The 19,970-nt window shown below is 62.7% G+C and carries 22 protein-coding genes; 15 read left to right on the top strand and 7 right to left on the bottom strand.

The window, feature by feature from the left end:
* The first annotated feature begins 27 nt into the window (after window positions 1–27).
* From ACSQ84_RS05490 to ACSQ84_RS05505, 4 genes are all read left to right on the top strand, one after another.
* Window positions 28–774 carry a DUF899 domain-containing protein gene (locus tag ACSQ84_RS05490; RefSeq protein WP_436210602.1) on the top strand — a complete coding sequence of 249 codons (747 nt, stop codon included), beginning with the start codon at window positions 28–30 and terminating at the stop codon, window positions 772–774.
* 93 nt (window positions 775–867) lie between these two features.
* Entirely contained in the window at window positions 868–1,152 is a 285-nt protein-coding gene (locus ACSQ84_RS05495; protein ID WP_436210603.1) for a hypothetical protein, read from the top strand.
* 54 nt (window positions 1,153–1,206) lie between these two features.
* Window positions 1,207–1,632 (top strand): GFA family protein, encoded by a 426-nt coding sequence (locus ACSQ84_RS05500; RefSeq protein WP_436210604.1) that lies wholly within the window; start codon window positions 1,207–1,209, stop codon window positions 1,630–1,632.
* 94 nt (window positions 1,633–1,726) lie between these two features.
* Window positions 1,727–2,959: an MFS transporter gene (locus ACSQ84_RS05505; protein ID WP_436210605.1), complete on the top strand. Its 1,233-nt coding sequence runs from the start codon at window positions 1,727–1,729 to the stop codon at window positions 2,957–2,959.
* Between the two features lie 45 nt (window positions 2,960–3,004).
* Here the strand turns inward: ACSQ84_RS05505 and ACSQ84_RS05510 are convergent, their stop codons facing one another.
* Complete coding sequence (locus ACSQ84_RS05510; RefSeq protein WP_436210606.1) at window positions 3,005–3,910, bottom strand: NAD(P)H-dependent oxidoreductase; 906 nt, start codon at window positions 3,908–3,910, stop codon at window positions 3,005–3,007.
* A 104-nt stretch (window positions 3,911–4,014) separates the two neighbouring features.
* Between ACSQ84_RS05510 and ACSQ84_RS05515 the strand changes: the two genes are divergently transcribed.
* Entirely contained in the window at window positions 4,015–4,941 is a 927-nt protein-coding gene (locus tag ACSQ84_RS05515) for a LysR family transcriptional regulator (protein WP_436210607.1), read from the top strand.
* A gap of 204 nt (window positions 4,942–5,145) precedes the next feature.
* Here ACSQ84_RS05515 and ACSQ84_RS05520 read toward each other — a convergent pair whose 3' ends face one another.
* On the bottom strand, window positions 5,146–5,583 hold the full coding sequence (locus ACSQ84_RS05520) for a VOC family protein (protein WP_436210608.1): 438 nt from the start codon (window positions 5,581–5,583) through the stop codon (window positions 5,146–5,148).
* Between the two features lie 237 nt (window positions 5,584–5,820).
* On the opposite strand from ACSQ84_RS05520, the gene ACSQ84_RS05525 reads away from it, so the two are divergent.
* The 6 genes from ACSQ84_RS05525 (at window position 5,821) to ACSQ84_RS05550 (ending at window position 13,948) form a co-directional block, all read left to right on the top strand.
* Window positions 5,821–7,005 carry an aminotransferase class V-fold PLP-dependent enzyme gene (locus tag ACSQ84_RS05525; protein ID WP_436211186.1) on the top strand — a complete coding sequence of 395 codons (1,185 nt, stop codon included), beginning with the start codon at window positions 5,821–5,823 and terminating at the stop codon, window positions 7,003–7,005.
* Between the two features lie 141 nt (window positions 7,006–7,146).
* Entirely contained in the window at window positions 7,147–7,497 is a 351-nt protein-coding gene (locus tag ACSQ84_RS05530) for a Lin0512 family protein (protein WP_436210609.1), read from the top strand.
* 66 nt (window positions 7,498–7,563) lie between these two features.
* Complete coding sequence (locus ACSQ84_RS05535; RefSeq protein WP_436210610.1) at window positions 7,564–8,898, top strand: amidohydrolase; 1,335 nt, start codon at window positions 7,564–7,566, stop codon at window positions 8,896–8,898.
* 6 nt (window positions 8,899–8,904) lie between these two features.
* Entirely contained in the window at window positions 8,905–10,620 is a 1,716-nt protein-coding gene (locus ACSQ84_RS05540; RefSeq protein ID WP_436210611.1) for a dihydroxy-acid dehydratase, read from the top strand.
* Window positions 10,621–10,636: 16 nt separating this feature from the next.
* Entirely contained in the window at window positions 10,637–11,317 is a 681-nt protein-coding gene (locus ACSQ84_RS05545; RefSeq protein ID WP_436210612.1) for a GNAT family N-acetyltransferase, read from the top strand.
* Window positions 11,318–11,455: 138 nt separating this feature from the next.
* Window positions 11,456–13,948, top strand: a complete 2,493-nt coding sequence (locus tag ACSQ84_RS05550) for a DEAD/DEAH box helicase (protein ID WP_436210613.1) — start codon at window positions 11,456–11,458, stop codon at window positions 13,946–13,948.
* A gap of 25 nt (window positions 13,949–13,973) precedes the next feature.
* Here the strand turns inward: ACSQ84_RS05550 and ACSQ84_RS05555 are convergent, their stop codons facing one another.
* Together ACSQ84_RS05555 and ACSQ84_RS05560 are read right to left on the bottom strand one after the other, a co-directional pair.
* Window positions 13,974–14,606 carry an HAD-IA family hydrolase gene (locus tag ACSQ84_RS05555; protein ID WP_436210614.1) on the bottom strand — a complete coding sequence of 211 codons (633 nt, stop codon included), beginning with the start codon at window positions 14,604–14,606 and terminating at the stop codon, window positions 13,974–13,976.
* A 21-nt stretch (window positions 14,607–14,627) separates the two neighbouring features.
* Window positions 14,628–15,497: an SDR family oxidoreductase gene (locus tag ACSQ84_RS05560; RefSeq protein ID WP_436210615.1), complete on the bottom strand. Its 870-nt coding sequence runs from the start codon at window positions 15,495–15,497 to the stop codon at window positions 14,628–14,630.
* Between the two features lie 79 nt (window positions 15,498–15,576).
* Here ACSQ84_RS05560 and ACSQ84_RS05565 point away from each other — a divergent pair, with 79 nt between their 5' ends.
* Window positions 15,577–16,281, top strand: a complete 705-nt coding sequence (locus ACSQ84_RS05565; RefSeq protein WP_436210616.1) for a glutathione S-transferase N-terminal domain-containing protein — start codon at window positions 15,577–15,579, stop codon at window positions 16,279–16,281.
* Here the strand turns inward: ACSQ84_RS05565 and ACSQ84_RS05570 are convergent.
* A complete protein-coding gene (locus ACSQ84_RS05570) occupies window positions 16,278–16,835 on the bottom strand; it encodes a disulfide bond formation protein B (protein WP_436210617.1) in 558 nt (185 codons plus the stop codon). The two genes, ACSQ84_RS05565 and ACSQ84_RS05570, sit on opposite strands and share 4 nt — an antisense overlap.
* Before the next feature lie 7 nt (window positions 16,836–16,842).
* Window positions 16,843–17,001, bottom strand: a complete 159-nt coding sequence (locus ACSQ84_RS05575; protein ID WP_436210618.1) for a DUF5993 family protein — start codon at window positions 16,999–17,001, stop codon at window positions 16,843–16,845.
* A gap of 122 nt (window positions 17,002–17,123) precedes the next feature.
* Here ACSQ84_RS05575 and ACSQ84_RS05580 point away from each other — a divergent pair, with 122 nt between their 5' ends.
* Complete coding sequence (locus tag ACSQ84_RS05580) at window positions 17,124–17,486, top strand: ArsC family reductase (RefSeq protein WP_436210619.1); 363 nt, start codon at window positions 17,124–17,126, stop codon at window positions 17,484–17,486.
* Here the strand turns inward: ACSQ84_RS05580 and ACSQ84_RS05585 are convergent.
* Window positions 17,483–18,085, bottom strand: coding sequence for a hypothetical protein (locus ACSQ84_RS05585; RefSeq protein ID WP_436210620.1), 603 nt, complete (start codon window positions 18,083–18,085; stop codon window positions 17,483–17,485). The two genes, ACSQ84_RS05580 and ACSQ84_RS05585, sit on opposite strands and share 4 nt — an antisense overlap.
* A gap of 371 nt (window positions 18,086–18,456) precedes the next feature.
* Here ACSQ84_RS05585 and ACSQ84_RS05590 point away from each other — a divergent pair, with 371 nt between their 5' ends.
* Both ACSQ84_RS05590 and ACSQ84_RS05595 read left to right on the top strand, forming a co-directional pair.
* Window positions 18,457–19,212 (top strand): ABC transporter ATP-binding protein, encoded by a 756-nt coding sequence (locus ACSQ84_RS05590; RefSeq protein ID WP_436210621.1) that lies wholly within the window; start codon window positions 18,457–18,459, stop codon window positions 19,210–19,212.
* A complete protein-coding gene (locus ACSQ84_RS05595) occupies window positions 19,205–19,948 on the top strand; it encodes an ABC transporter ATP-binding protein (RefSeq protein ID WP_436210622.1) in 744 nt (247 codons plus the stop codon). Before ACSQ84_RS05590 ends, ACSQ84_RS05595 begins: the two co-directional genes overlap by 8 nt.
* Window positions 19,949–19,970 lie beyond the last annotated feature (22 nt).

Raw genomic sequence — 19,970 nt, forward strand, 5'->3', positions numbered from 1 at the left:
AGCATCGCAACAAACAGGAGGCTAGCTATGACTCTGGCAATGAAGACTCATGTCGTATCGGCAAAAGAGTGGGAAGCGGCGCGGCAGCAACTGCTGGTGAAGGAGAAGGCCCATACCCGCGCCCGTGACGCGTTGGCCGCCGAGCGCCGGCGGATGCCGTGGATGGCCGTCGAGAAGTCGTATGCGTTCGAAGGTCCTCGCGGCAAGGTAAGCCTCGTCGATCTGTTCGAGGGTCGCCGTCAGCTGATCGTCTATCGCGCCTTCTATGAGCCCGGCGTGTTCGGCTGGCCCGAGCATGCCTGCCGCGGCTGCTCGATGGTGGCCGATCAGGTCGCCCACGTCGCCCATCTGAATGCCCGAGACACCACGCTGGTGTTCGTGTCGCGCGCGCCGCAGGCGGACATCGCACGCCTGAAGAAGCGCATGGAATGGACGATACCCTGGTGCACCATCACCGACAGCTTCGACAAAGACTTCGGCGTCGACGAATGGCACGGCACCAACGTGTTCATCCGCGACGGCAACAAGGTTTTCCGGACCTACTTCATCAACAACCGCGGCGATGAGCAGATGGGAGGCACCTGGAACTATCTCGACATCACAGCGCTCGGCCGCCAGGAGGTCTGGGAGGATTCTCCGGAAGGCACGCCGCAGACACCGACGTATAAGTGGTGGAACTGGCACGACAGTTACGCCCCGGACGCTGCGCCCGACAAGAAATGGGTCGAGGTGTCGGACGCCGGTGAGGCCGCGATGCGGAAACAAAGCGGTTAGTCCGGCGACGTAAGCCATCGCTCGCGCGGTGCTGCGCGAGCGGTGGCGAGCAGGTAGCTGCCGCGCAACTGCGCTTTGCTGCAGGAGAAAACCATGAGCGAGACTCAGGCCGTCACGCGCGGCTCCGCCTCGAACTCTCGTGATAACGGCACCACAGCGATCATCAGCGCCGCCGATTTTCTCTACCTCGCGGCCGCGCCGACCTTCGCGATCATGGCGTTGCTGACTTCTGTCTTTGGCGGCGGATCGCTCGATGCGCTGTGTGGTGCATCGCCGCTGAGCGGAATGGTTCCAATGTATTTGTTGATGAGCGCCTTTCATTTGGCGCCCTGGCTGAAGCTGCTTTCTCAACGGCGAAACAGTGTCCGCCGGTGTTGATCCCGTGTTCGTCATTCAAACTGGTTCGCATCACCCCCACTGAAAGGAAATAACATGAACAAGGCTTTTTCCGGCGGCTGCGCCTGCGCCGCGGTCCGTTACGAAATTTCCAGCGAACCCGTCTTCATGAACCACTGCCAGTGCCTGGACTGTCAGCGCAGGAGTGGCACCGGGCATGGCTCCTATCTGTCGTTCATGGACAGGAAGAGCGTAAAACTCGAAGGCAAGGCGGCGCAATGCGACGTCGTCGCCGACAGCGGCAATGTGAAGACCCACGCCTTCTGTCCGGCCTGCGGATCGCCGGTTTACCTGACGTATGCGGCGATGCCGGACGTCATTACCGTGCACGCGGCGAGCCTCGACGATCCCGGACAATTCAAGCCACAGGCCATCACTTACGGAATCCGCGGTCATGCCTGGGATGATCTCGATCCCACCTTGCCGAAGTTCGACAAGATGCCACCTGCTGCCAGTTCCTGAACCGGCCACGAGCTCCAAAAAATTATCCTGATCATGTCGCCTTTGGCGCTTCCCGTTCGTCTTGAACGAAGAAACGCCAAAATGGAGATTTGTAATGGACCATTCTCGCTATCGTTGGGTCATCGTCGCCGCCGGCGGCACGCTGGGCTGCGTCGCGATCGGGGCGATGTTTTCGCTGCCGGTGCTGCTGCAATCGATCACGCGTGATACCGGCTGGTCGGTCGCGGGCGTGTCGAGCGCGATGACGGTTGGGTTCCTGGCGATGGCGTGCTGCAGCATGCTTTGGGGCAACCTGTCCGACCGGTTCGGGCCGCTGCCGGTGGTGCTGGCGGGATCGACGGTGCTGGCGGCAAGCCTGTTGCTCGCCAGCATGGCGACCTCGCTGCTGGCATTCCAGTTCGTGTTCGGCGTCCTGGTTGGCGGTGCGATTGCCGCGATCTTCGCACCGATGATGGCTTGCGTCACCGGCTGGTTCGACACCCATCGCAGCCTTGCGGTTTCGCTGGTGTCGGCCGGCATGGGAATAGCGCCCATGACCATGGCGCCGCTGGTGGCCTGGCTGGTCTCGTTCCACGATTGGCGAACGACGCTGCAGATCGTGGCGGCGATCGTTGCCGCGATCATGATTCCGGTATCGCTGCTGGTACGACGCCCGCCGGCGCTTGCGGCGGCCAACACCGCTGCTCCGGAAAATGGCGGTGCGCAGGCCGAGATGTCGGTAGGCGAGGCGGTGCGATCGCCCCAGTTCATCATCCTGCTGCTGACCAATTTCTTCTGCTGCGCCACCCATTCGGGACCAATCATCCACACCGTCAGCTACGCCGTCAGCTGCGGCATCCCGCTGATTGCCGCGGTGTCGATCTACAGCCTCGAAGGGCTAACCGGGCTCGGTGGCCGCATCGCGTTCGGCATCCTCGGCGACAGGCTGGGCGCCAAGCGTGTTCTCGTCGCGGGGCTGCTGGTCCAGGCTTTTGGCGCGCTGGCCTATGTGTTCGTCCGTGACCTTGCCGGCTTCTATGCGGTGGCGGCGGTGTTCGGCTTTATCTATGCCGGCACCATGCCGTTATATGCCGCGATCGCCCGCGAGAATTTCCCGCTCAAGATGATGGGCACCGTGATCGGCGGCACCGCGATGGCGGGCAGCCTCGGCATGGCCACCGGACCGGTGGCCGGCGGTTTGATCTACGATACCCTTGGCAGCTACACGTGGCTTTATGTCGGCTCCTGGGCCATGGGACTTGGCGCGTTCCTGATCGCGATGACCTTCAAGCCATTCCCGAAGGCTGGTCCCAATACGCAGGCTACGCCGATCCCGGCCTCGGCATGACCTAAAGGCAAACCCGGGCGTCGTGACACGCCCGGATTACTGCCTTCATTGCATCGCTTCTTCCGAAGCCGCGATCCGCGCGATCACGGCTTCGGGGACGCGATCTTCGCGAGCGGCGGGCAGGTCGCCGGCAAGATTCTGCTCGGCATCACGCATCGGCCGGCCGTTCCTTCGGTTCACGTGCAGCGCGAAGCCGCCCGCATCCGGATCACCCAGCCCGGGGCGCAACTGCATGCTCGGGATCAGATAGTCGCCGCCATTCTGCTGCCGATAGGGGATCGGTACCGTGGTCGCGAGTGTCCGCATTCGCATCCGCAGGCGTTCGGCAACGGGTTCGAAAGCGGCTTCATCGAACCGATCGACGCGATAGGCCACGAACGGCGGCAGCACGTCGTAGCCCGGATAATACAGGATGCCGTGATTGATCGGGAACAGCAGGTCGTCGATCGGCCCGTTGACGCCGCGGTCGGAATAATGCTCCTCCCATCCGCCGGTGGTCACCAGCAGCATCGCGCGTTTCCCCGCCAGGCGCCCTTCACCGTAGCGGTCGCCCCATCGCTTGTCGCTATGCTCGCCAACGCCATAGGCGAATCCATAGGCATACACGCGATCGACCCAGCCCTTGAGGATCGCCGGCATCGCAAACCACCACAGCGGAAACTGCAGGATCAGGACGTCCGCCCACAGCAGCTTGTCAACTTCGGCCTTCACGTCGTCGGTCAGTGTGTCGGCGGCGAACGCCTCGCCTGAGGCCGCGGCCGGTTTGAACCGGGTGTCGGGTGAGAACGAGGGGAAGTCGGCACGGTCGACCTCGGATTTCCAGCGCATGGCATAAAGATCCGATATCAGCACCTCGTGGCCTTGCGCCTTGAGTTCGCTGACGGCGACGTCACGGAGCGCACCGTTCAGCGAGCGTGGTTCGGGGTGGGCAAAAACAAGCAGGACTTTCATGGGTCTGTGATCCTTTGCGATCCCTGACTGGAAAATGGACCCTTGAGGTAGCAAATCCGCTGTCATCCACTACATGCCGGTAATGCATAAGATTGTGCCGGATAATGGATAAATCGGACGTCAGCCTTGAGCGCATGCGCAGCTTCGTCCGCGTGGCGGAGCGCGGCAATCTGTCGGCGGTGGCGCGCGAGTTCGGAATTGGGCAGTCGACCATCACGCGGCATCTGCGTGAACTGGAGGAAGCCGTCGGCGTGCCCTTGCTCAGCCGAACCACACGGCGCGTCACGATGACCGACGAGGGCGCCCGTTATTACGCCAACTGCGTCCAGATCCTGCGCCTGCTCGAGCAGGCCGGCGATGAGGCCCGCGGCACCCGCGGCGCGTCGGCCGGTATGATCCGGATATCCTGCACGGCGGCTTTCGGCGTCCTCCACGTAAGCCACATGGTCTTCGCCTTTCAGGACCGATACCCCGACATCGGAATAGACCTTAGCCTCACCGACGAGCGCATCGACCTGGTGCGGGAGGGCGTCGATATCGCGCTTCGGCTGGGCCCGCTCACCGACAGTTCGATGAAGCTGCGGTCGCTCGGCCAGAGCCGGCGTCTCATGGTGGCGTCACCGGACTATTTGGCGGCGCGCGGCACCCCGTCGGTTGCACAGGACCTGATCGGCCACGACGGCATCCGGATGTCGAACATCGCAGGCAGCGCCACGCTCTCTTTGCAAGGGCCGAATGGCGAGCATCATTTGGTGCCGATCGCCGGTCGTTTTCGGGTCGATCATGGACTAGCCGCGCGCGAGGCCATGGTCGCGGGACGCGGCATCGCGCCCACCCATCGATGGCTGGTCGATGATCTCTTGGCGGCCGGCCGGCTTAAGGTGATCCTGCCTGACTACTCACCGCCACCGGTGCCCTTGAGCATGCTGATTGTCCCGGAGCGCACCGGCATAGCCCGGGTCCGGCTGCTGGTCGATTTTCTCGCCGAGCGGATTGCCGGCATTCCCGGGATCGAGCAGACAGGGCGGTAGCCTCGCGGCCCGAGAGACTAGTATTTCCTCGCCCTGGTAATCGGCCGTGCGTTCGCGGCCTGTCGCGAAGCGAACGCAACTCCTCGGCGCTGTCGATCCCGCTCAGGATTTCGTGACGACGACATGCATGGCGGCCTCGCTGTTGGTGTGCTCGCTGCAGCGATACGCGAGCTGAAGCTTGCCCATTCGGTTTCCTTTTTCGGATTAGCCGGCAAAAGCGGCGTCGAGGTCGGCGATGACGATCTTTTGCATCTTCATCATGGCCTGCATGGCGCGATCGGCCTTTTTGCGATCGGGATCGCCGAGGTAACGGCCCAGCGCCGTGGGGATCACCTGCCAGGACAGGCCGAATTTGTCCTTGAGCCATCCGCATTGCGATTGCTCGCCGCCGTCGGCGGTCAGCCTGCTCCAGAAATAGTCCACCTGTTCCTGGGTCTCGACGCTGATGAAGAAGGAGATTGCCTCGTTGAATTTATACTTGGGGCCGCCATTGAGAGCGTTGAACTTCTGCCCCTCGAGTTCGAAACTCGCCATGAAATCATTGACGATTTCGACCTTGGCGTTGGGAAACACCGACTTGTAGAAGGCGACCGCCTCGGGGACGTTGTTATCGAGCCAGAGGAACGGCGTGATGGAAGTCATGACGGATTTCCTTAGGGGTTGGGTTGAATGGGCAGGCTGGAGGCAGGCGGTGGTCCGGGCGGGGTCGACAGGCAGATTAGCGAGGATTATCGGCCGGCGTGGGCGTGGGCTCATTGGCAGGACGAACGAGTGGGCGGAAATCCGACACGGTCTGTTTCTTTTTTTCGCTATGCCAAATCCACCCCTCCGGGGGCTGGTCTGGTAGGCTTTCTCAGTTCGTCTGAAACCGGATCGCTCATGTCGATTGATCTTGAACGCCTTCGCGCTGAGACGCCCGGTGTTGTCAGCCGTGTCCACCTCAACAATGCCGGCGCCGGCCTGATGCCCTTGCCGGTGCTGCAGGTGATGACAGACTACCTCAGGCGAGAGGCCGAGATCGGGGGCTACGAGGCGGCCGCCGAGGCTGCAGCACGCCTTGACGGCGTTTACGACAGTGTGGCCGGTCTGATCGGCGCCGCCAGGGATGAGATTGCGCTGACCGAAAATGCCACGGTGGCTTGGCAAATGGCCTTTTACGCCCTGCCACTGCGCGCCGGCGATCGCATCCTGACCGCGCGGGCCGAATACGCGGCGAACTACGTTGCGTTTCTGCAGGTCGCCAGGCGCACGGGGGCGGTGATCGAGATCATCCCTGATGACGCAAATGGCGTGCTGAATCCGGAAGCGCTGGAGCGGATGCTCGACGATCGCGTGCGTCTGATCGCGATCACTTGGGTGCCCACCAATGGCGGCCTGGTGAATCCTGCGGCTGCCGTCGGCCGCATTGCACGGGCGCACGGGATTCCCTATCTGCTCGACGCGTGTCAGGCCGTCGGACAGATGCCAGTCAACGTCGCGGCGCTTGGCTGCGACATGCTTTCAGCGACGGGACGCAAATTCTTGCGCGGTCCGCGCGGGACCGGATTCCTTTATGTGCGTCGCGAGCTGCTGGACGAGCTCGAGCCACCGATGATCGATCATTTCGGCGCGCCGTGGGTGGCGCCCGATCGCTACCAGCTTCGGCCCGACGCCCGTCGCTTCGAGACTTGGGAGAACAACTACGCCGCAAGATTAGGGCTTGGTGTCGCGGTGGACTACGCGCGGGCGATCGGAATCGAGCTGATTGCCGCGCGTTGCCGCACGTTGGCCGGCTGGCTGCGCACCGGGCTTGGCCAGATTCCGGGCGTGACGATCCATGACCTCGGACCGCATGCGGCGGCGATCGTCACATTCTCTGTCCTGGGCTTTGAGGCCGATGCGGTGAAGACGCATCTGGCCGGCGCGGGAATCAATGTCAGCACGTCGGACCCTGCGAGCACGCTACTCGACGCGACGCGGCGCGCGTTACCCTCGATCGTGCGCGCCTCGCCGCATTATTACAATACCGAGGACGAGATCGATCGCCTGACGACGGCTATTCGGACGCTCAGGGATCGCCAGTGATCGGTTTGCTCGTCTCGCCGCGTCAAGAAAGAGCGGGTTGCTTCGTCGCTTTCGGTCGGCTGCTTGCCTTCGGACCGCCATGGCGCGAAACTCTCCGCCACGACTGATATCCCTCGCACTCCAACGAAAGCAAAAAATCCAATGGCACGCGTGCGCTGTATTACCGAAATGGGCATGGGCGTTGATGTTCATGGCAAGGATTCCACCAAGGCCGCCAGGCGCGCGGTCTCCGACGCGATCCGCCATTCCAGCCTCGGCTTTTTCCGGATGCTCGGCAAGACCGCAAGTGACATGTTCGTCGATGTCACGATCGCCGTGCCGGATCCCGGCACGGTCGACACCGCGGCGGTCGCAAAAGAACTTCCTTACGGCACCGTGACGGTAACCGCGGTCAAGGGCGGACTCGAGATTCCAGCCGAGCAGGGTGGCGACTCCATCATCATGGCCAACGCTGCCGTGATCGTGAGCTTTGACGATGGCAAAACCGGCTAGACACCCGAGAAGCCGTCGTCCAAGCTGCCGATAAGAACAGCGCCGGGATAACCAGGGAGCGTCGCCATGAAACACGTTGCCAAATCCTTACTCCTGTCCGCCGCGCTCTGCACCCTCATGCTCTGGCCTGTTCATGCCGAGATCGACGTCCCCGCGCTCAAGGCTGCAATCGAAAAATCATTCGAGACCGACTACCCAAAACTCGACGCGCTCTACAAGGATCTCCACGCCCATCCCGAACTCGCCTTCCAGGAGGTGAATACCGCCGCAAAGCTCGCCGCCGAGATGCGCGCGCTCGGTTTTGAGGTCACCGAGAAGGTCGGCAAGACCGGATTGGTCGCGATCTACAACAACGGCGACGGTCCCACCATCATGGTGCGCACCGAACTCGACGCGCTGCCGATGGAAGAGAAAACCGGCCTCGACTACGCGAGCAAGGCCAAGACCACATGGAACGGCCGGGAGACGTTCGTGGCGCACAGCTGCGGCCACGACATTCACATGGCGAACTGGGTCGGCACGGCGAAAACACTGGTCGGGCTGAAGGATCAGTGGAAGGGCACGCTGATGTTCATCGCGCAACCGGCCGAAGAAATCGTGCAGGGCGCCAAGGCGATGCTGGCCGATGGCCTGTTCACGCGATTCAAGAAGCCCGATTTCGCGTTCGCCCTGCATGCCGGCGGCGGTCCATACGGGAATGTCAGCTATCGCGTCGGCGTCGGCTCATCGAATGTCGATGGCCTCTACATCAAATTCCACGGCCGCGGCGGTCACGGTGCGATGCCGCACCGGACCATCGATCCCGTGATGATAGCCGCACGCTTCATCGTCGACGTGCAGAGCGTGATCAGCCGCGAAAAGGACCCGACCGAATTCGGCCTGATAAGCATCGGCTCGATCCATTCCGGCACCGCCGGAAACATCATTCCTGACGATGCGCAGCTGCTCGGCACCATCCGCTCCTTCAAGCCGGAGGTGCGCGCCAAAATGCTGGCGGGGATCGAACGGACGGCGAAGGCGGTGGCCGCGATGTCGGATGCGCCGGCACCTGAAATCAGGATCGGCGAGGGCACCAAGGCCGTCATCAACGATCCTGCGGTGGTCGCGACCGCCGAGAAGGCGCTGAAGGCGGCGTTCGGCGACCGGCTGAGGCTGACGCCCGCGAACACGACAAGCGAGGATTTTTCCGAGTTTGCCGGCGCCGGCGTGCCGTCGATGATGTTCAATATCGGGGTCTACGAGCCGGAAAAGTGGACGACGGCCAACAAGAGCGGAACGCCGCTGCCGGGCAATCATTCGCCGCTGTTTGCACCGGTGCCGAAGCCGACCATCCAGACCGGGATCACGGCGCTGACGCTCGCCGTGCTCAGCACGTTCGATCAGCACGCAAGGGGCAAATGAGCAATAATGGTTGAGGACAGCAGCACCTATTGGAAGAACGCCCGCGTCGAATTGCGCGCCGCCGGCTTCGAGCCGGACCGCGCGGCAATATCCAGCGCGGTGGTGACCATCGCCAGCGCCTACACCAATGCGCATCGCTGCAACAACCGCGTGCGCGCCATCACGGATCTCTTGGTCGAACTCCTCGCCGAGCGCGGCGGGCAGGGCCTGATCGTGGGGGCGCCCGCGGTTTCGGATGCGCTGACGCAGGGCACGCCGACGGCGGGCTATAGCCTGGCGTCGCGCGACGTGGTCGCCGACTGCTTCGAGATCGGGCACTACGCGCACCATGGCGACGCCATGATCGTGATCTCCGGCTGCGACAAGACCGGCGCTGCCGCCTTGATGCCGCTGGCGCGGACCAACGCCTTCGGGCTGGTGCTCTATCCCGGCACCAGTTCGCCGGGACGGGTGTCGTTCGGGGCCTGGGCCGGCAAGGGCAACAACCTGACCATCATGGATTACGCGGAGGCGCGCGCGGCCAACGATTCCGGCCGCATTTCGTCGGAAGAATTGACCGAGATCGAGCGCAACGTGATGCCGGGCAGCGGCACCTGCGGCGCGATGTTCACCGCCAACACCATGAGCACGATCGCCGAAGCCATCGGCATGATGTTGCCACGCGGCGCCTCGCATCCCGCCGATTACCACGCCGGCAGCGATATCCATGCCGACGTCCGGGCGCAGGCGAGCGCTTCGGTCGATGCGCTGTACCGCCTGATGGAAGCCGGCATCCGGCCGCGCGACATCATGACCGAGCGCGCGTTCGAGAACGCGATCGCCACTGTCTACGCGATGGGCGGTTCGACCAACATGTATTTGCATCTGCTCGCGGTCGCGCGCGAGGCGCAGGTGCCGGTCGGCATCGAGCGCATTCAGGCGGTCGGGGAGCGGGTGCCGCTGTTGGCCGATCTGCAGCCGCATGGACCGTTTGCGATGGGAAGCCTGCATGCGATCGGCGGCGTGCCCGTCGTGATGAAGGAACTCTTGCGCAACGGCCTGCTGCATGGCGACGTCATGACGGTGACCGGCAAGACGCTGGCGGAAAATCTCGCCGATGTCCCGACCCTGGAGCAGATCGGCCCGCAGCAGATCGTGTCCCCGGTGTCCCGTCCGGTCGCCCCGCCGAACAATCACATCACCGTCCTGAAGGGCAATCTCGCGCCGGAAAGCTGCCTGCTCAAACTGTCGGGCAAGACGCTCGACAACGGACAATTCCGCGGCACGGCGCGGGTGTTCGAATCCGAGGCCGCCACCATGGCCGCGATTCGATCAGGCGAGATCGTGGCCGGCAATGTGATCGTGGTGCGCAATGTCGGCCCGGTCGGCGGGCCCGGCATGCCGGAAATGGTGATGCTGACGATCCAGTTGCAGGGGCAGGGCCTCGGCGAGGATGTCGCGCTGATCACCGACGGGCGCTTCTCCGGCGTCTCGCACGGCATCCTGATTGGCCACGTCTCGCCGGAGGCGGCGCGCGGCGGTCCCATCGCCGCGGTGCGCGACGGCGATGCGATTGTGATCGATCCCGGCGCGCGGACCGTGACCCTTGATGTGCCGCCGGAGGAGATCGCAAGGCGCATGGCCGACTGGCGCGCGCCTGATGCGGCGCAGGTGCGGCGTGGCTCGGTGCACGACAAATACATCCGGCTGGTGTCATCGGCGCATTACGGATGTGTGCTCTGAGTGGATCGACAACGCCATGACCCATCCGCTCGATCAGCCCGTCTGGAGCGCTCTGACGACCCGGCAGCAGGCGTTGGCGGAAGGCGGCACTGTGGCGCGGCGCTTCCCGCCGACGATCGCGCCGTTCGCTGACATGACCGACATGTCGCCCGAGAGTTTTGCCGCACTTGGCGCGCTGATGTCCGGATCCGAGATCGCCGTGCTGTTTACACCGGACGCGGTCGCCGCGCCGGATGAATTCAAAATCCTGCTCGCCGAAACCGGAGAGCAGATGGTCGGCACACCAATGGAAAGCTCGCTTCCCGGCGTGGAGATCGTCACGCTCGGCGCCGCCGATGTACCAGAGATGATCGCGCTGGTCGAACTGACAAAACCCGGTCCGTTCAGTACGCGCACCCATGAACTCGGAACGTTCCTCGGGATCAGGGTCGATGGCCAACTCGTCGCGATGACCGGCGAGCGGATGAAGCCCGGCAATTACACCGAGATGACCGCGGTGTGCGTGCACCCATCCCACCGCGGCCGAGGCTACGCGCAGGCGCTGCTCGGCGCCGTCGCCCGCGGAATCGTGGCGCGGGGGGAAATCCCGTTCCTGCACGTGTTTTCGAACAATGAATCCGCGATCGCGCTGTATCGCCGGCAAGGCATGGAAATCCGTCGCGGGCTGCATGTGACGGTGCTGCAGAAGCGGGCGTGATGAAATCTGTTGAAGTTTCCTCGGTAGAACTTTCCCGAAAACAATACGAATGGGATGCTGGACTTCCGGCTATTGCCGTCGTCCAGGCCTACTCTTAGCGTCTCGCGACCAACTGCTCCCCGAACGGATCGCTTTGCCATGAAATCCGCACGCCAAAACCCGAATTCCACACCAAGGCCGAGTAAGGAACTCAAACTCTCGCGCACCGCTGCGCCCACCGATCTATCGCCCGTCGACTGGCAACGAGGCTTGCGCCGTCAGTTCGGCCGCGAGCAGGCTTTCGGGCTTGAGAATCTGACCAGCGAGCCGTTTTTCTCTGAGTTTCGGGTCAGCAATCCCGTTTCGAAATCCAGCTATCGTGTGGCAATCAGGGGGCGGGGCCCGGGTGGTAATTTCTGTTCATGCCCCGATTATGCCACTAGCGAGTTGGGAACTTGCAAGCACATCGAATTCACGCTTGATCGGCTGGAGAAAAAGCGCGGCGCGCGCAGCGCGTTCGCGCGCGGCTATCAGCCTGCATTCTCCGAGCTGTATTTGCGCAATGAAGGTATGCGCCGTGTGCATTTTCGCGCCGGAACGGACTGCCCAACGACGGTGCGCGAAGCCGCCGCCGGCTTGTTCGATGTCGAACACAGCGGGATGTTGCCGGACGACCGATTTGACGAACTCGAACGTTTCATGGCGATCGCGTCGAACAGCGGTCATGAATTACGTGCCTATGACGATGCGCTCGATTTTGTCGCGGGAAGGCGGGATGCCGTCCGGCGAGCCGCGAAACTCGATCAGCTGTTTCCGCGCGGCGCTGCCGATCCCAAGCTGCGGTCACTGCTAAAGGTACCGCTCTATCCTTACCAGGCCGAGGGCGCCCTGTTTGCGGTACGCGCCGGCCGCGCATTGATCGGCGACGATATGGGATTGGGCAAGACCATACAGGCGATCGCCGCCACCGAAATACTGGCGCGGCACTTTGGCCTTACGAAAGTGCTGGTGATCTGCCCGACCTCGCTTAAGTACCAGTGGCAAAGCGAGATAGCGCGGTTTTCGGGACGACAAGGTAAAAACGCGGCTCGGGTCATCAACGGTGGCCGGCCGCAGCGGCAGAAGGACTACGCCCTGGACGACTTCTGCAAGATCACGAACTACGAGAAACTCAAGGCCGATCTCGACCTAATAGATGCCTGGGCACCCGAACTGGTCATTGTCGATGAAGCGCAGCGGGTGAAGAACTGGAATACCATCGCGGCCCGCGCCCTGAAGCGGATCGATAGTTCCTACGCCATCGTACTGACCGGGACGCCGCTGGAGAACAAACTAGAAGAACTCATTTCCATCGTTCAGTTCGTCGACCAGCACCGGCTCGGGCCAACCTGGAAGCTGCTGCACGAGCATCAGGTCAAGGACGAAGCCGGGCGCGTCACCGGCTATAAGGAGTTGCAGAAGATCGGCCAATCGTTGGCCCCGGTCATGATCCGCCGGCGCAAGTCCGAAGTGCTACGGCAACTGCCCAGCAGGACCGACCAGAACCTGTTGGTGCCGATGACCGAAATGCAAATGGGTCTACACCAGCAAAACGCCGATGTGGTCGCGAAAATCGTTCAGCGCTGGCGCAAGACCAAGTTTCTGTCGGACAAGGACCAGCGGCGGCTGACGTGCGCGCTGCAGAACATGCGCATGTCGTGCAACAGCAGCTATCTGCTGGACCAGGAAACCGACCATGGCGTGAAGGCTGATGAATTGGCGGCGCTGTTCGATAAATTGTTCGCCGACCCCGAGGCCAAGGCGGTGGTGTTTTCGCAATGGACGCGGACCCATGATATCGTCATTCGCCGGCTCGAAGCGCGGAACGTGGGCTACGTCAGCTTCCACGGCGGCATCCCGTCGGAGAAACGGCCGGCATTGATCGAGCGGTTTCGTGACGACCCTGCCTGCCGCGTGTTTTTGTCGACTGATGCAGGCAGCACCGGACTCAACCTGCAGAATGCTTCGACCTTGGTGAACATGGACTTGCCGTGGAATCCGGCGGTGCTCGAACAACGTATCGCCCGCATCCACCGCATCGGTCAGGCGCGGCCGGTGCAGGTCATCAATTTCGTCTCAAAGGGCACCATCGAGGAGGGCATGCTTTCGGTGCTGGCGTTCAAGCGCTCCTTGTCGGCCGGAATTCTCGACGGCGGGGGTAGTGAGATTTCGCTCGGTGGTTCGCGCCTCAACCGCTTCATGAAGGAGGTGGAAGGCGTTACCGGGAGCATGGGCGAAGGCGAGGCCGTGACATCGGCCGAGGAAGTGACTAGTGATGCTGCGGTCTACGACGCAGGCGTCGCGCGCGAAGCAGGCGCGGATGCAAGCGTTGACGCGGGTGAAACGGCGATCGCGCGTGTCGACGGGTCCGCGGCACCGCCGCGCAGTCCGAAGCCCGATCCATGGCAAGCCTTGGCCCAGATTGGTGGTCAGTTTATTGCCGCTCTGGCATCTGCAAAAAATCCCGACGCTGCGCCGCATCCGTGGATTGAGCGCGATCCTGCCACCGGCGTGCAAAACCTGAAGATGCCGCTGCCGTCACCGGAAGCCGCTGGACAACTTGCAAATATGCTTTCCGCGCTCGCGGACAGCTTGCGGGGCAGGATGGCGTGACGCCGAGCGGAGGAACGGCACCACGTCAGGGATTGGAGAGCCTCTGCGTCATCTCCTCGATCGAGCCAAAGAAATGCGTCGGCCGCGCTGCCTGCAATGCGACGGGCAGGGCATAGCCCCACGCGACCGCGCCCGAATTCATACCGGCGGCGCTGGCGGCTTCGATGTCGCGGAGTTCGTCGCCGATACAGATGGTGTTGGAAGGGTCGATCTGGAGCCGGCGTGCGACGCGGCGGAACTTATGGTGCTTGCCGAACACCGAGGCGCCGCAGTCGAAGCGGCTGATCAGGGCGGTGGCGGGGCCCAGCCCGAGCCGGACCGAGGCTTCACTGTCCGAACTGACGATCGCGGTCTTGATGCCGAGGTCCTGCAGGTCGGCGAGCAGTTTTGGCACACCGCCGAACAGGGAAATCTCGCTGGCCGCCGCAAGCTTGCGCCGCCGCATGTCGCGCGAGATGGCCGGCAGTTTCCACATCGGCATTTTGAGGCGGGTCATAATTTCGCGGCCCGACAGCCCGCGCAATCCCTCCAGCTCCTCGGCGCTGACGGGTGCGAGCCCGAACCGCGCGATCAGGTCCTGAAAAACCGATCGAAACCAGGGAATCGAGTCGGCGAGCGTGCCGTCATAGTCGAAGATGGCGAGACGATAGCGGGGCATGCGGGTTCGGCTATCGCGTTTTCACTTGTCACCGCCGAAATAGTCCGGCTTGCCGGTGGTCCAGGTCTCACCCCAGAGCTGGCCGCCGCCGTCGACCGTCAGCGTTTCACCGGTGATGAATTTGCCGGATGGGGCGCAAAGGAAGACGCTGGCTTCGGCGATGTCCCATGGCGAGCCCGCACGCATCATCGGGTTCGAGCGCGGATAGGCCGCACGGGCCTCCGGCGTGTAGACGTTCCAGCCCTCGGTCTCGATCGCGCCGGGTGCCACGCAATTGACGCGGATGTTCAGCGGCGCCCATTCGACGGCGACCGCGCGCGACAACCCGATCACGCCGGATCGCGCCGCGATCGAATGCGCGATGCCGTAGAGGCCATGCGTGGTCACCACCACGATGTTGACGATGCTGCCGGGATGCTTGCGGTCGCGCCAGCGTTGGGCTGCCGCCTGCATCATGTACCAGGTGCCGTTGAGGTTGGTATTGATGACGGTGTTCCAGCCTTTCACGGAAAAGTCGATCGCGGCTTGTGGAAACTGCCCGCCGGCGCTGTTGACGAGAATGTCGAGCCGGCCATTGATGGACCAGACCGTGTCGAATAGCGCGCTGACTGCATCGGGCTCCCGGATGTCGGTCGTGTGGGCCGAGGCTTTCAGGCCACGTCCGGCCATTTCGGCCACCAGCGCATCGAGCTTGGGTTGGTCGCGCCCGACCACGGCGACATGCGCGCCCAATCGCGCAAACAGCCAGGCGATTGCGCGGCCGATGCCGCCGGCGCCGCCCGACACCAGCACCACCTGGTCCCTTAGCGCGTCGGCCGCGAACACGGTCGGATGAACCGCGAGCTCCGCGTCGGTCAGCCCCAGCTTCTCTGGTATTGGATGATCCGTCATTGGCGGTGCCGACCCTTGTTATGCGCGGCAAGGTTCGTACATTACCGCCGTAACGACAACCACGAAAAGAACAAGTTCAATGTCCGATCTCTCCGCCTTTCCGATCACCAAACGCTGGCCGGCAAAACATCCCGAAAAACTTCAGCTCTATTCGCTGCCGACGCCGAACGGCGTCAAGGTCTCGATCATGCTGGAAGAGATCGGGCTGCCTTATGAAGTGCATCTCGTCGACTTCAACAAGGACGACCAGAAGACGTCAGAGTTTCTCTCCCTGAATCCGAACGGCAAGATCCCCGCGATCCTCGATCCCGACGGGCCCGGCGGCAAGCCGCTTCCGCTGTTCGAGTCCGGCGCGATCCTGCAATACCTCGCCGAGAAGACCGGCAAGCTGCTGCCGGCGGACGCTGCGCGCCGCTGGCAGACCATTCAATGGGTGCACTTCCAGATGGGCGGGATCGGGCCGATGTTCGGCCAGGTCGGCTTCTTCCACAAATTCGCCGGCAAGGAGTTTCCCGACAAGCGGCCGCTCGAGCGCTATGTCGCCGAATCCAGACGCTTGCTTGATGTGCTGGAGATGCACCTCAACGGCCGGCAATGGGTGATGGACGACGAATATACCATAGCCGATATTTCGATGCTGGGCTGGGTGCGCAATCTGATCGGCTTTTACGGCGCGCGCGAACTCGTGGAGTTTGATACGCTGAAACACGTACCGGTGTGGCTGGAACGCGGCCTCGCGCGGCCGGCGGTTCAGCGCGGGCTCGACATTCCGAAACGTGGTTAGGAGAACCGCCTGAGTAGTTCGTAGACGACCGGATTATCGGCGCAGGCGCCGAAGCCGCATTCCAGCAGTGTCGAGATCACGTTGAGCGAAGTCAACCCGATCACGAGCCAGACGGCGGCCTGCGCGAACAGGCCGCCGGTTGGCGGCAACGCTGCGCCATCATCTTCAAACTGCCGGTCGAACAGCAGCACCGCCGCGAGAAGAACGATGGCGGCGATGAAGCCGATCAGGGCCCAGGTGTAATAGTGATAGCCAAGCAACGCCGAACCGTAGCCGGGGTCTCCCGGCATGATGTGCAGCAGCACCTGTCGCGTCGAAGCGACCGCGCCGGCAACCGCTGCCAGCAATGACAGCGCATAGTGGCTGGGGCGCGGGCCGAAGCGGATGTTGAGGATCGGGCCGATCGCGAGCATCGCAAACAGGATGCGCTGCAGCAGGCACAGCGGGCAGGGCAGTTCGTGCAGCAGCAGTTGCGCCGCAAACGCCGCCGCCAGCACCAGTGCCACGGCGTAGAGGCCGAGCGCGTTCAGGGTGATGGCGCGGCTCTGGGTCATGCGCGGCTCAGAACGACAGTTTGAGCGTATCGGTGGCGTGGTGCAGATAGGTCGCGACGCAGGCGATCATGGTGGCGGCATATAGGCCCAGCGCAAGCGCGCGCGAGCCGCGCCAGGCGACCAGCATGACGATGCTTGCTGCCAGAAACAAAAAGGTGAATTCCATGCGACGACCCGAGCCTGCAAATGACGCGTCAGTCTATGATGGATTCGGCGGTCTGTAGTGTGTAAAAACCAGCCCCGCGACCCTGCCAGAAGCGAATAGCGCCCAATCCGGAATGCATTGAAATGCCCATCACGATCTACGGCATCAAGAACTGCGACACCATGAAGAAGGCCCGCAGCTGGCTCGACAGCCATGGCGTCGCTTACGACTTTCACGACTACAAGACCGCGGGAATCGCGAAGGACAAGCTCAAGCAATGGGCCGACGAACTCGGCTGGGAAACCCTGCTCAACCGCGCCGGCACCACGTTCCGCAAACTGCCGGACAGCGATCGGGAAGGGCTGAACGAACGCAAGGCGCTGGCGCTGATGCTGGCGCAGCCGTCGATGATCAAGCGTCCGGTGCTCGACCTCGGCGGCAAATTGCTGGTTGGCTTCAAGGCGGATATTTACGCCAGGGAAGTAGCGTCGAAAGCCAAGCGCTAGCCGAATTCGAGCACGTCGCCGGACGGAATGCGGCCGGGGGCGCGATGATAGAGATCGCGGTCGATGATGGTGCGAACGATCGGCGCGGGCAGCTTGTCGCTTCCGCGCATCAGATTTTTGATCTCGAAGCCGCCATCCTCGCAGATGGTCTTCAGCGACGCGATGATGTGGCTCACGTTGCCGCTGTCGGAGAACGGCAGCAACAGCCGCTCATAGGCAACGATTCGCCCGTAGATGTCATCGATGTTGGCGATGGTGTAGGCGGGGAGGCGGCGGGCGATGCTTTCGTAATAGACCGGCATCACGATCGGCGCGAGCCTTGCACCGAGATACTCGTCGAGATAGCGACCCTTGCCGCTGTGGCCATAGGCGCTCGACATCCGTGTGCCGTCGCTCTGAATCGTGAGGCGGGGCAACTGTGCGCTGGTATCGACGGTGTAAAAAACCAGGTCGGGCAGTTCGTCCTCGATCCGCTCGGGCCGATATTCCTCCAAGCTGGGTATCGACCGGTCGCGGGCAAAAAGCCGCAGCCAGGTGTTCAGCAAATCGCGCTGCTTGATCGATTTGACGATTGATGGGTCGGCGCTTGCAAAATCCACGGCCGCGATCCCTGCCTGACTAAATCGCGCGATGATCCGCCCCCGGGCGGTAATATTCTATGAAACGGCCTGATTGCAGCAAAACACCGTTAACGCCGGCTTTCCGGTGTGCTGGTACGGCGAAAGACGCTGCGGCAAGCTGCCTTTCGCGCAAGTCGCGCCATTCGACTAAGGGCGGATTTGGAACCGGCACTAATGCTTTGGCCGTGCCGAGCTTTCCGCCTTGCCTAATCCATGCCGTTGACGGCATATTCCGCCCGGAGGCGGCAGGTCCGGGACGGTTTCCAAGACGTCCGGGAGAGCCCTGCCCGAACAGGGAAATAATTGGCCGCGCGAGGGACATTCGCAGCTGGCTGATGGGGGAAGTTTGTTTGGCCGATGAGTTCATTCTCGAAACCCACGGATTGACCAAGGAATTTGCGGGTTTCTTTGCCGTTCGCGACGTTGCTCTCAAGGTGCGTCGTGGCAGCATTCATGCGTTGATCGGGCCGAACGGCGCCGGCAAGACGACATGCTTCAACCTCTTGACCAAGTTTCTGAGGCCTTCGGCTGGCCAGATTCTGTACAAGGGGCGGGACATCACCGCGATGGCGCCAGCCGATGTGGCTCGCCTCGGGCTGGTGCGTTCGTTCCAGATCTCGGCGGTGTTTCCGCACCTTACGGCGCTGGAGAATGTTCGGGTCGCGCTGCAGCGCCAGCACGGCAGTTCATTCGATTTCTGGCGCTCCAAAAGCGTCCTCGATCGCTTCAACGGCCGCGCCCATGAGCTGTTGAACGATGTGGGCTTGAGCGAATTCGCCACCACGCCGGCGGTCGAGATGCCCTATGGGCGCAAGCGCGCGCTCGAGATCGCGACGACGCTGGCGCTCGATCCGGAGATGATGCTGCTCGACGAACCGATGGCCGGCATGGGCCATGAGGACATCGACAAGATCGCGGCGCTGATCAAGCGTATCTCGGCGAAATACACCATTCTGATGGTCGAACATAATCTCTCCGTGGTCGCCAATCTTTCCGATATCATCACGGTGCTGACGCGCGGTCAGGTGCTGGCGGAAGGCAATTATGCCGATCTGTCCAAGGACGAGCGCGTCAAGGAAGCCTATCTGGGGGCCGGTCATGGCTGATCTGAAAATGGCCGAAGCCACCACCAAGCCGGCGGGCACCCAGGTGCTCTCGGTTCAGGATCTGGAGGCCTGGTACGGCGAATCCCACATCCTTCACGGCATCAACTTCAACGTGAATGCCGGCGAGGTGGTCACGCTGCTCGGCCGCAATGGCGCCGGCAAGACCACGACGCTGAAATCGGTGATGGGCATCATCGGCAAGCGCACCGGATCGATTCGCTTCAACGGTCAGGACATCACGCGCGCCTCGTCCGACAGGATTGCGCGGATGGGCGTTGCCTTCTGCCCGGAGGAGCGCGGCATTTTCGCAAGTCTCGATGTGCGCGAAAACCTGTTGCTGCCGCCGATCGTGCAGCCAGGCGGCCTGTCGCTCGATCAGATCTTCGAGCTGTTTCCGAATCTGAAGGAACGGCTTAACAGCCAGGGCACCAAGCTTTCGGGCGGCGAGCAGCAGATGCTCGCGATCGCCAGAATTCTGCGCACCGGGGCGCGGTTTCTGATGCTGGATGAGCCGACCGAAGGTCTGGCGCCGGTCATCATCCAGCAGATCGGACACACCATCGCGCGGCTGAAGTCGGAAGGTTTCACCATCCTGCTGGTCGAACAGAATTTCCGCTTCGCCGCGACCGTCGCGGATCGCTACTACATCGTCGAGCACGGCAAGGTCATCGACGGTTTCGCGAATTCGGAACTGCAGGCCAACATGGACAAGCTTCACACCTACCTCGGCGTCTGATCGGCATCGTTTCTGCAAGCGA

Origin of the sequence: Bradyrhizobium sp. LjRoot220 (assembly GCF_964252915.1) — a bacterium.
Classification (GTDB): domain Bacteria; phylum Pseudomonadota; class Alphaproteobacteria; order Rhizobiales; family Xanthobacteraceae; genus Bradyrhizobium.

Excerpts from the sequence above, each read along its gene's own strand:
- ACSQ84_RS05545 (WP_436210612.1), top strand. The coding sequence starts at position 10,637 with ATGACCCATCCGCTCGATCAGCCCGTCTGGAGCGCTCTGACGACCCGG.
- ACSQ84_RS05565 (WP_436210616.1), top strand. The coding sequence starts at position 15,577 with ATGTCCGATCTCTCCGCCTTTCCGATCACCAAACGCTGGCCGGCAAAA.
- ACSQ84_RS05525 (WP_436211186.1), top strand. The coding sequence starts at position 5,821 with ATGTCGATTGATCTTGAACGCCTTCGCGCTGAGACGCCCGGTGTTGTC.
- ACSQ84_RS05580 (WP_436210619.1), top strand. The coding sequence starts at position 17,124 with ATGCCCATCACGATCTACGGCATCAAGAACTGCGACACCATGAAGAAG.
- ACSQ84_RS05515 (WP_436210607.1), top strand. The coding sequence starts at position 4,015 with ATGGATAAATCGGACGTCAGCCTTGAGCGCATGCGCAGCTTCGTCCGC.
- ACSQ84_RS05560 (WP_436210615.1), bottom strand. The coding sequence starts at position 15,497 with ATGACGGATCATCCAATACCAGAGAAGCTGGGGCTGACCGACGCGGAG.
- ACSQ84_RS05520 (WP_436210608.1), bottom strand. The coding sequence starts at position 5,583 with ATGACTTCCATCACGCCGTTCCTCTGGCTCGATAACAACGTCCCCGAG.
- ACSQ84_RS05570 (WP_436210617.1), bottom strand. The coding sequence starts at position 16,835 with ATGACCCAGAGCCGCGCCATCACCCTGAACGCGCTCGGCCTCTACGCC.
- ACSQ84_RS05490 (WP_436210602.1), top strand. The coding sequence starts at position 28 with ATGACTCTGGCAATGAAGACTCATGTCGTATCGGCAAAAGAGTGGGAA.
- ACSQ84_RS05530 (WP_436210609.1), top strand. The coding sequence starts at position 7,147 with ATGGCACGCGTGCGCTGTATTACCGAAATGGGCATGGGCGTTGATGTT.
- ACSQ84_RS05535 (WP_436210610.1), top strand. The coding sequence starts at position 7,564 with ATGAAACACGTTGCCAAATCCTTACTCCTGTCCGCCGCGCTCTGCACC.
- ACSQ84_RS05500 (WP_436210604.1), top strand. The coding sequence starts at position 1,207 with ATGAACAAGGCTTTTTCCGGCGGCTGCGCCTGCGCCGCGGTCCGTTAC.
- ACSQ84_RS05540 (WP_436210611.1), top strand. The coding sequence starts at position 8,905 with ATGGTTGAGGACAGCAGCACCTATTGGAAGAACGCCCGCGTCGAATTG.
- ACSQ84_RS05495 (WP_436210603.1), top strand. The coding sequence starts at position 868 with ATGAGCGAGACTCAGGCCGTCACGCGCGGCTCCGCCTCGAACTCTCGT.
- ACSQ84_RS05575 (WP_436210618.1), bottom strand. The coding sequence starts at position 17,001 with ATGGAATTCACCTTTTTGTTTCTGGCAGCAAGCATCGTCATGCTGGTC.
- ACSQ84_RS05555 (WP_436210614.1), bottom strand. The coding sequence starts at position 14,606 with ATGCCCCGCTATCGTCTCGCCATCTTCGACTATGACGGCACGCTCGCC.
- ACSQ84_RS05595 (WP_436210622.1), top strand. The coding sequence starts at position 19,205 with ATGGCTGATCTGAAAATGGCCGAAGCCACCACCAAGCCGGCGGGCACC.
- ACSQ84_RS05505 (WP_436210605.1), top strand. The coding sequence starts at position 1,727 with ATGGACCATTCTCGCTATCGTTGGGTCATCGTCGCCGCCGGCGGCACG.
- ACSQ84_RS05510 (WP_436210606.1), bottom strand. The coding sequence starts at position 3,910 with ATGAAAGTCCTGCTTGTTTTTGCCCACCCCGAACCACGCTCGCTGAAC.
- ACSQ84_RS05550 (WP_436210613.1), top strand. The coding sequence starts at position 11,456 with ATGAAATCCGCACGCCAAAACCCGAATTCCACACCAAGGCCGAGTAAG.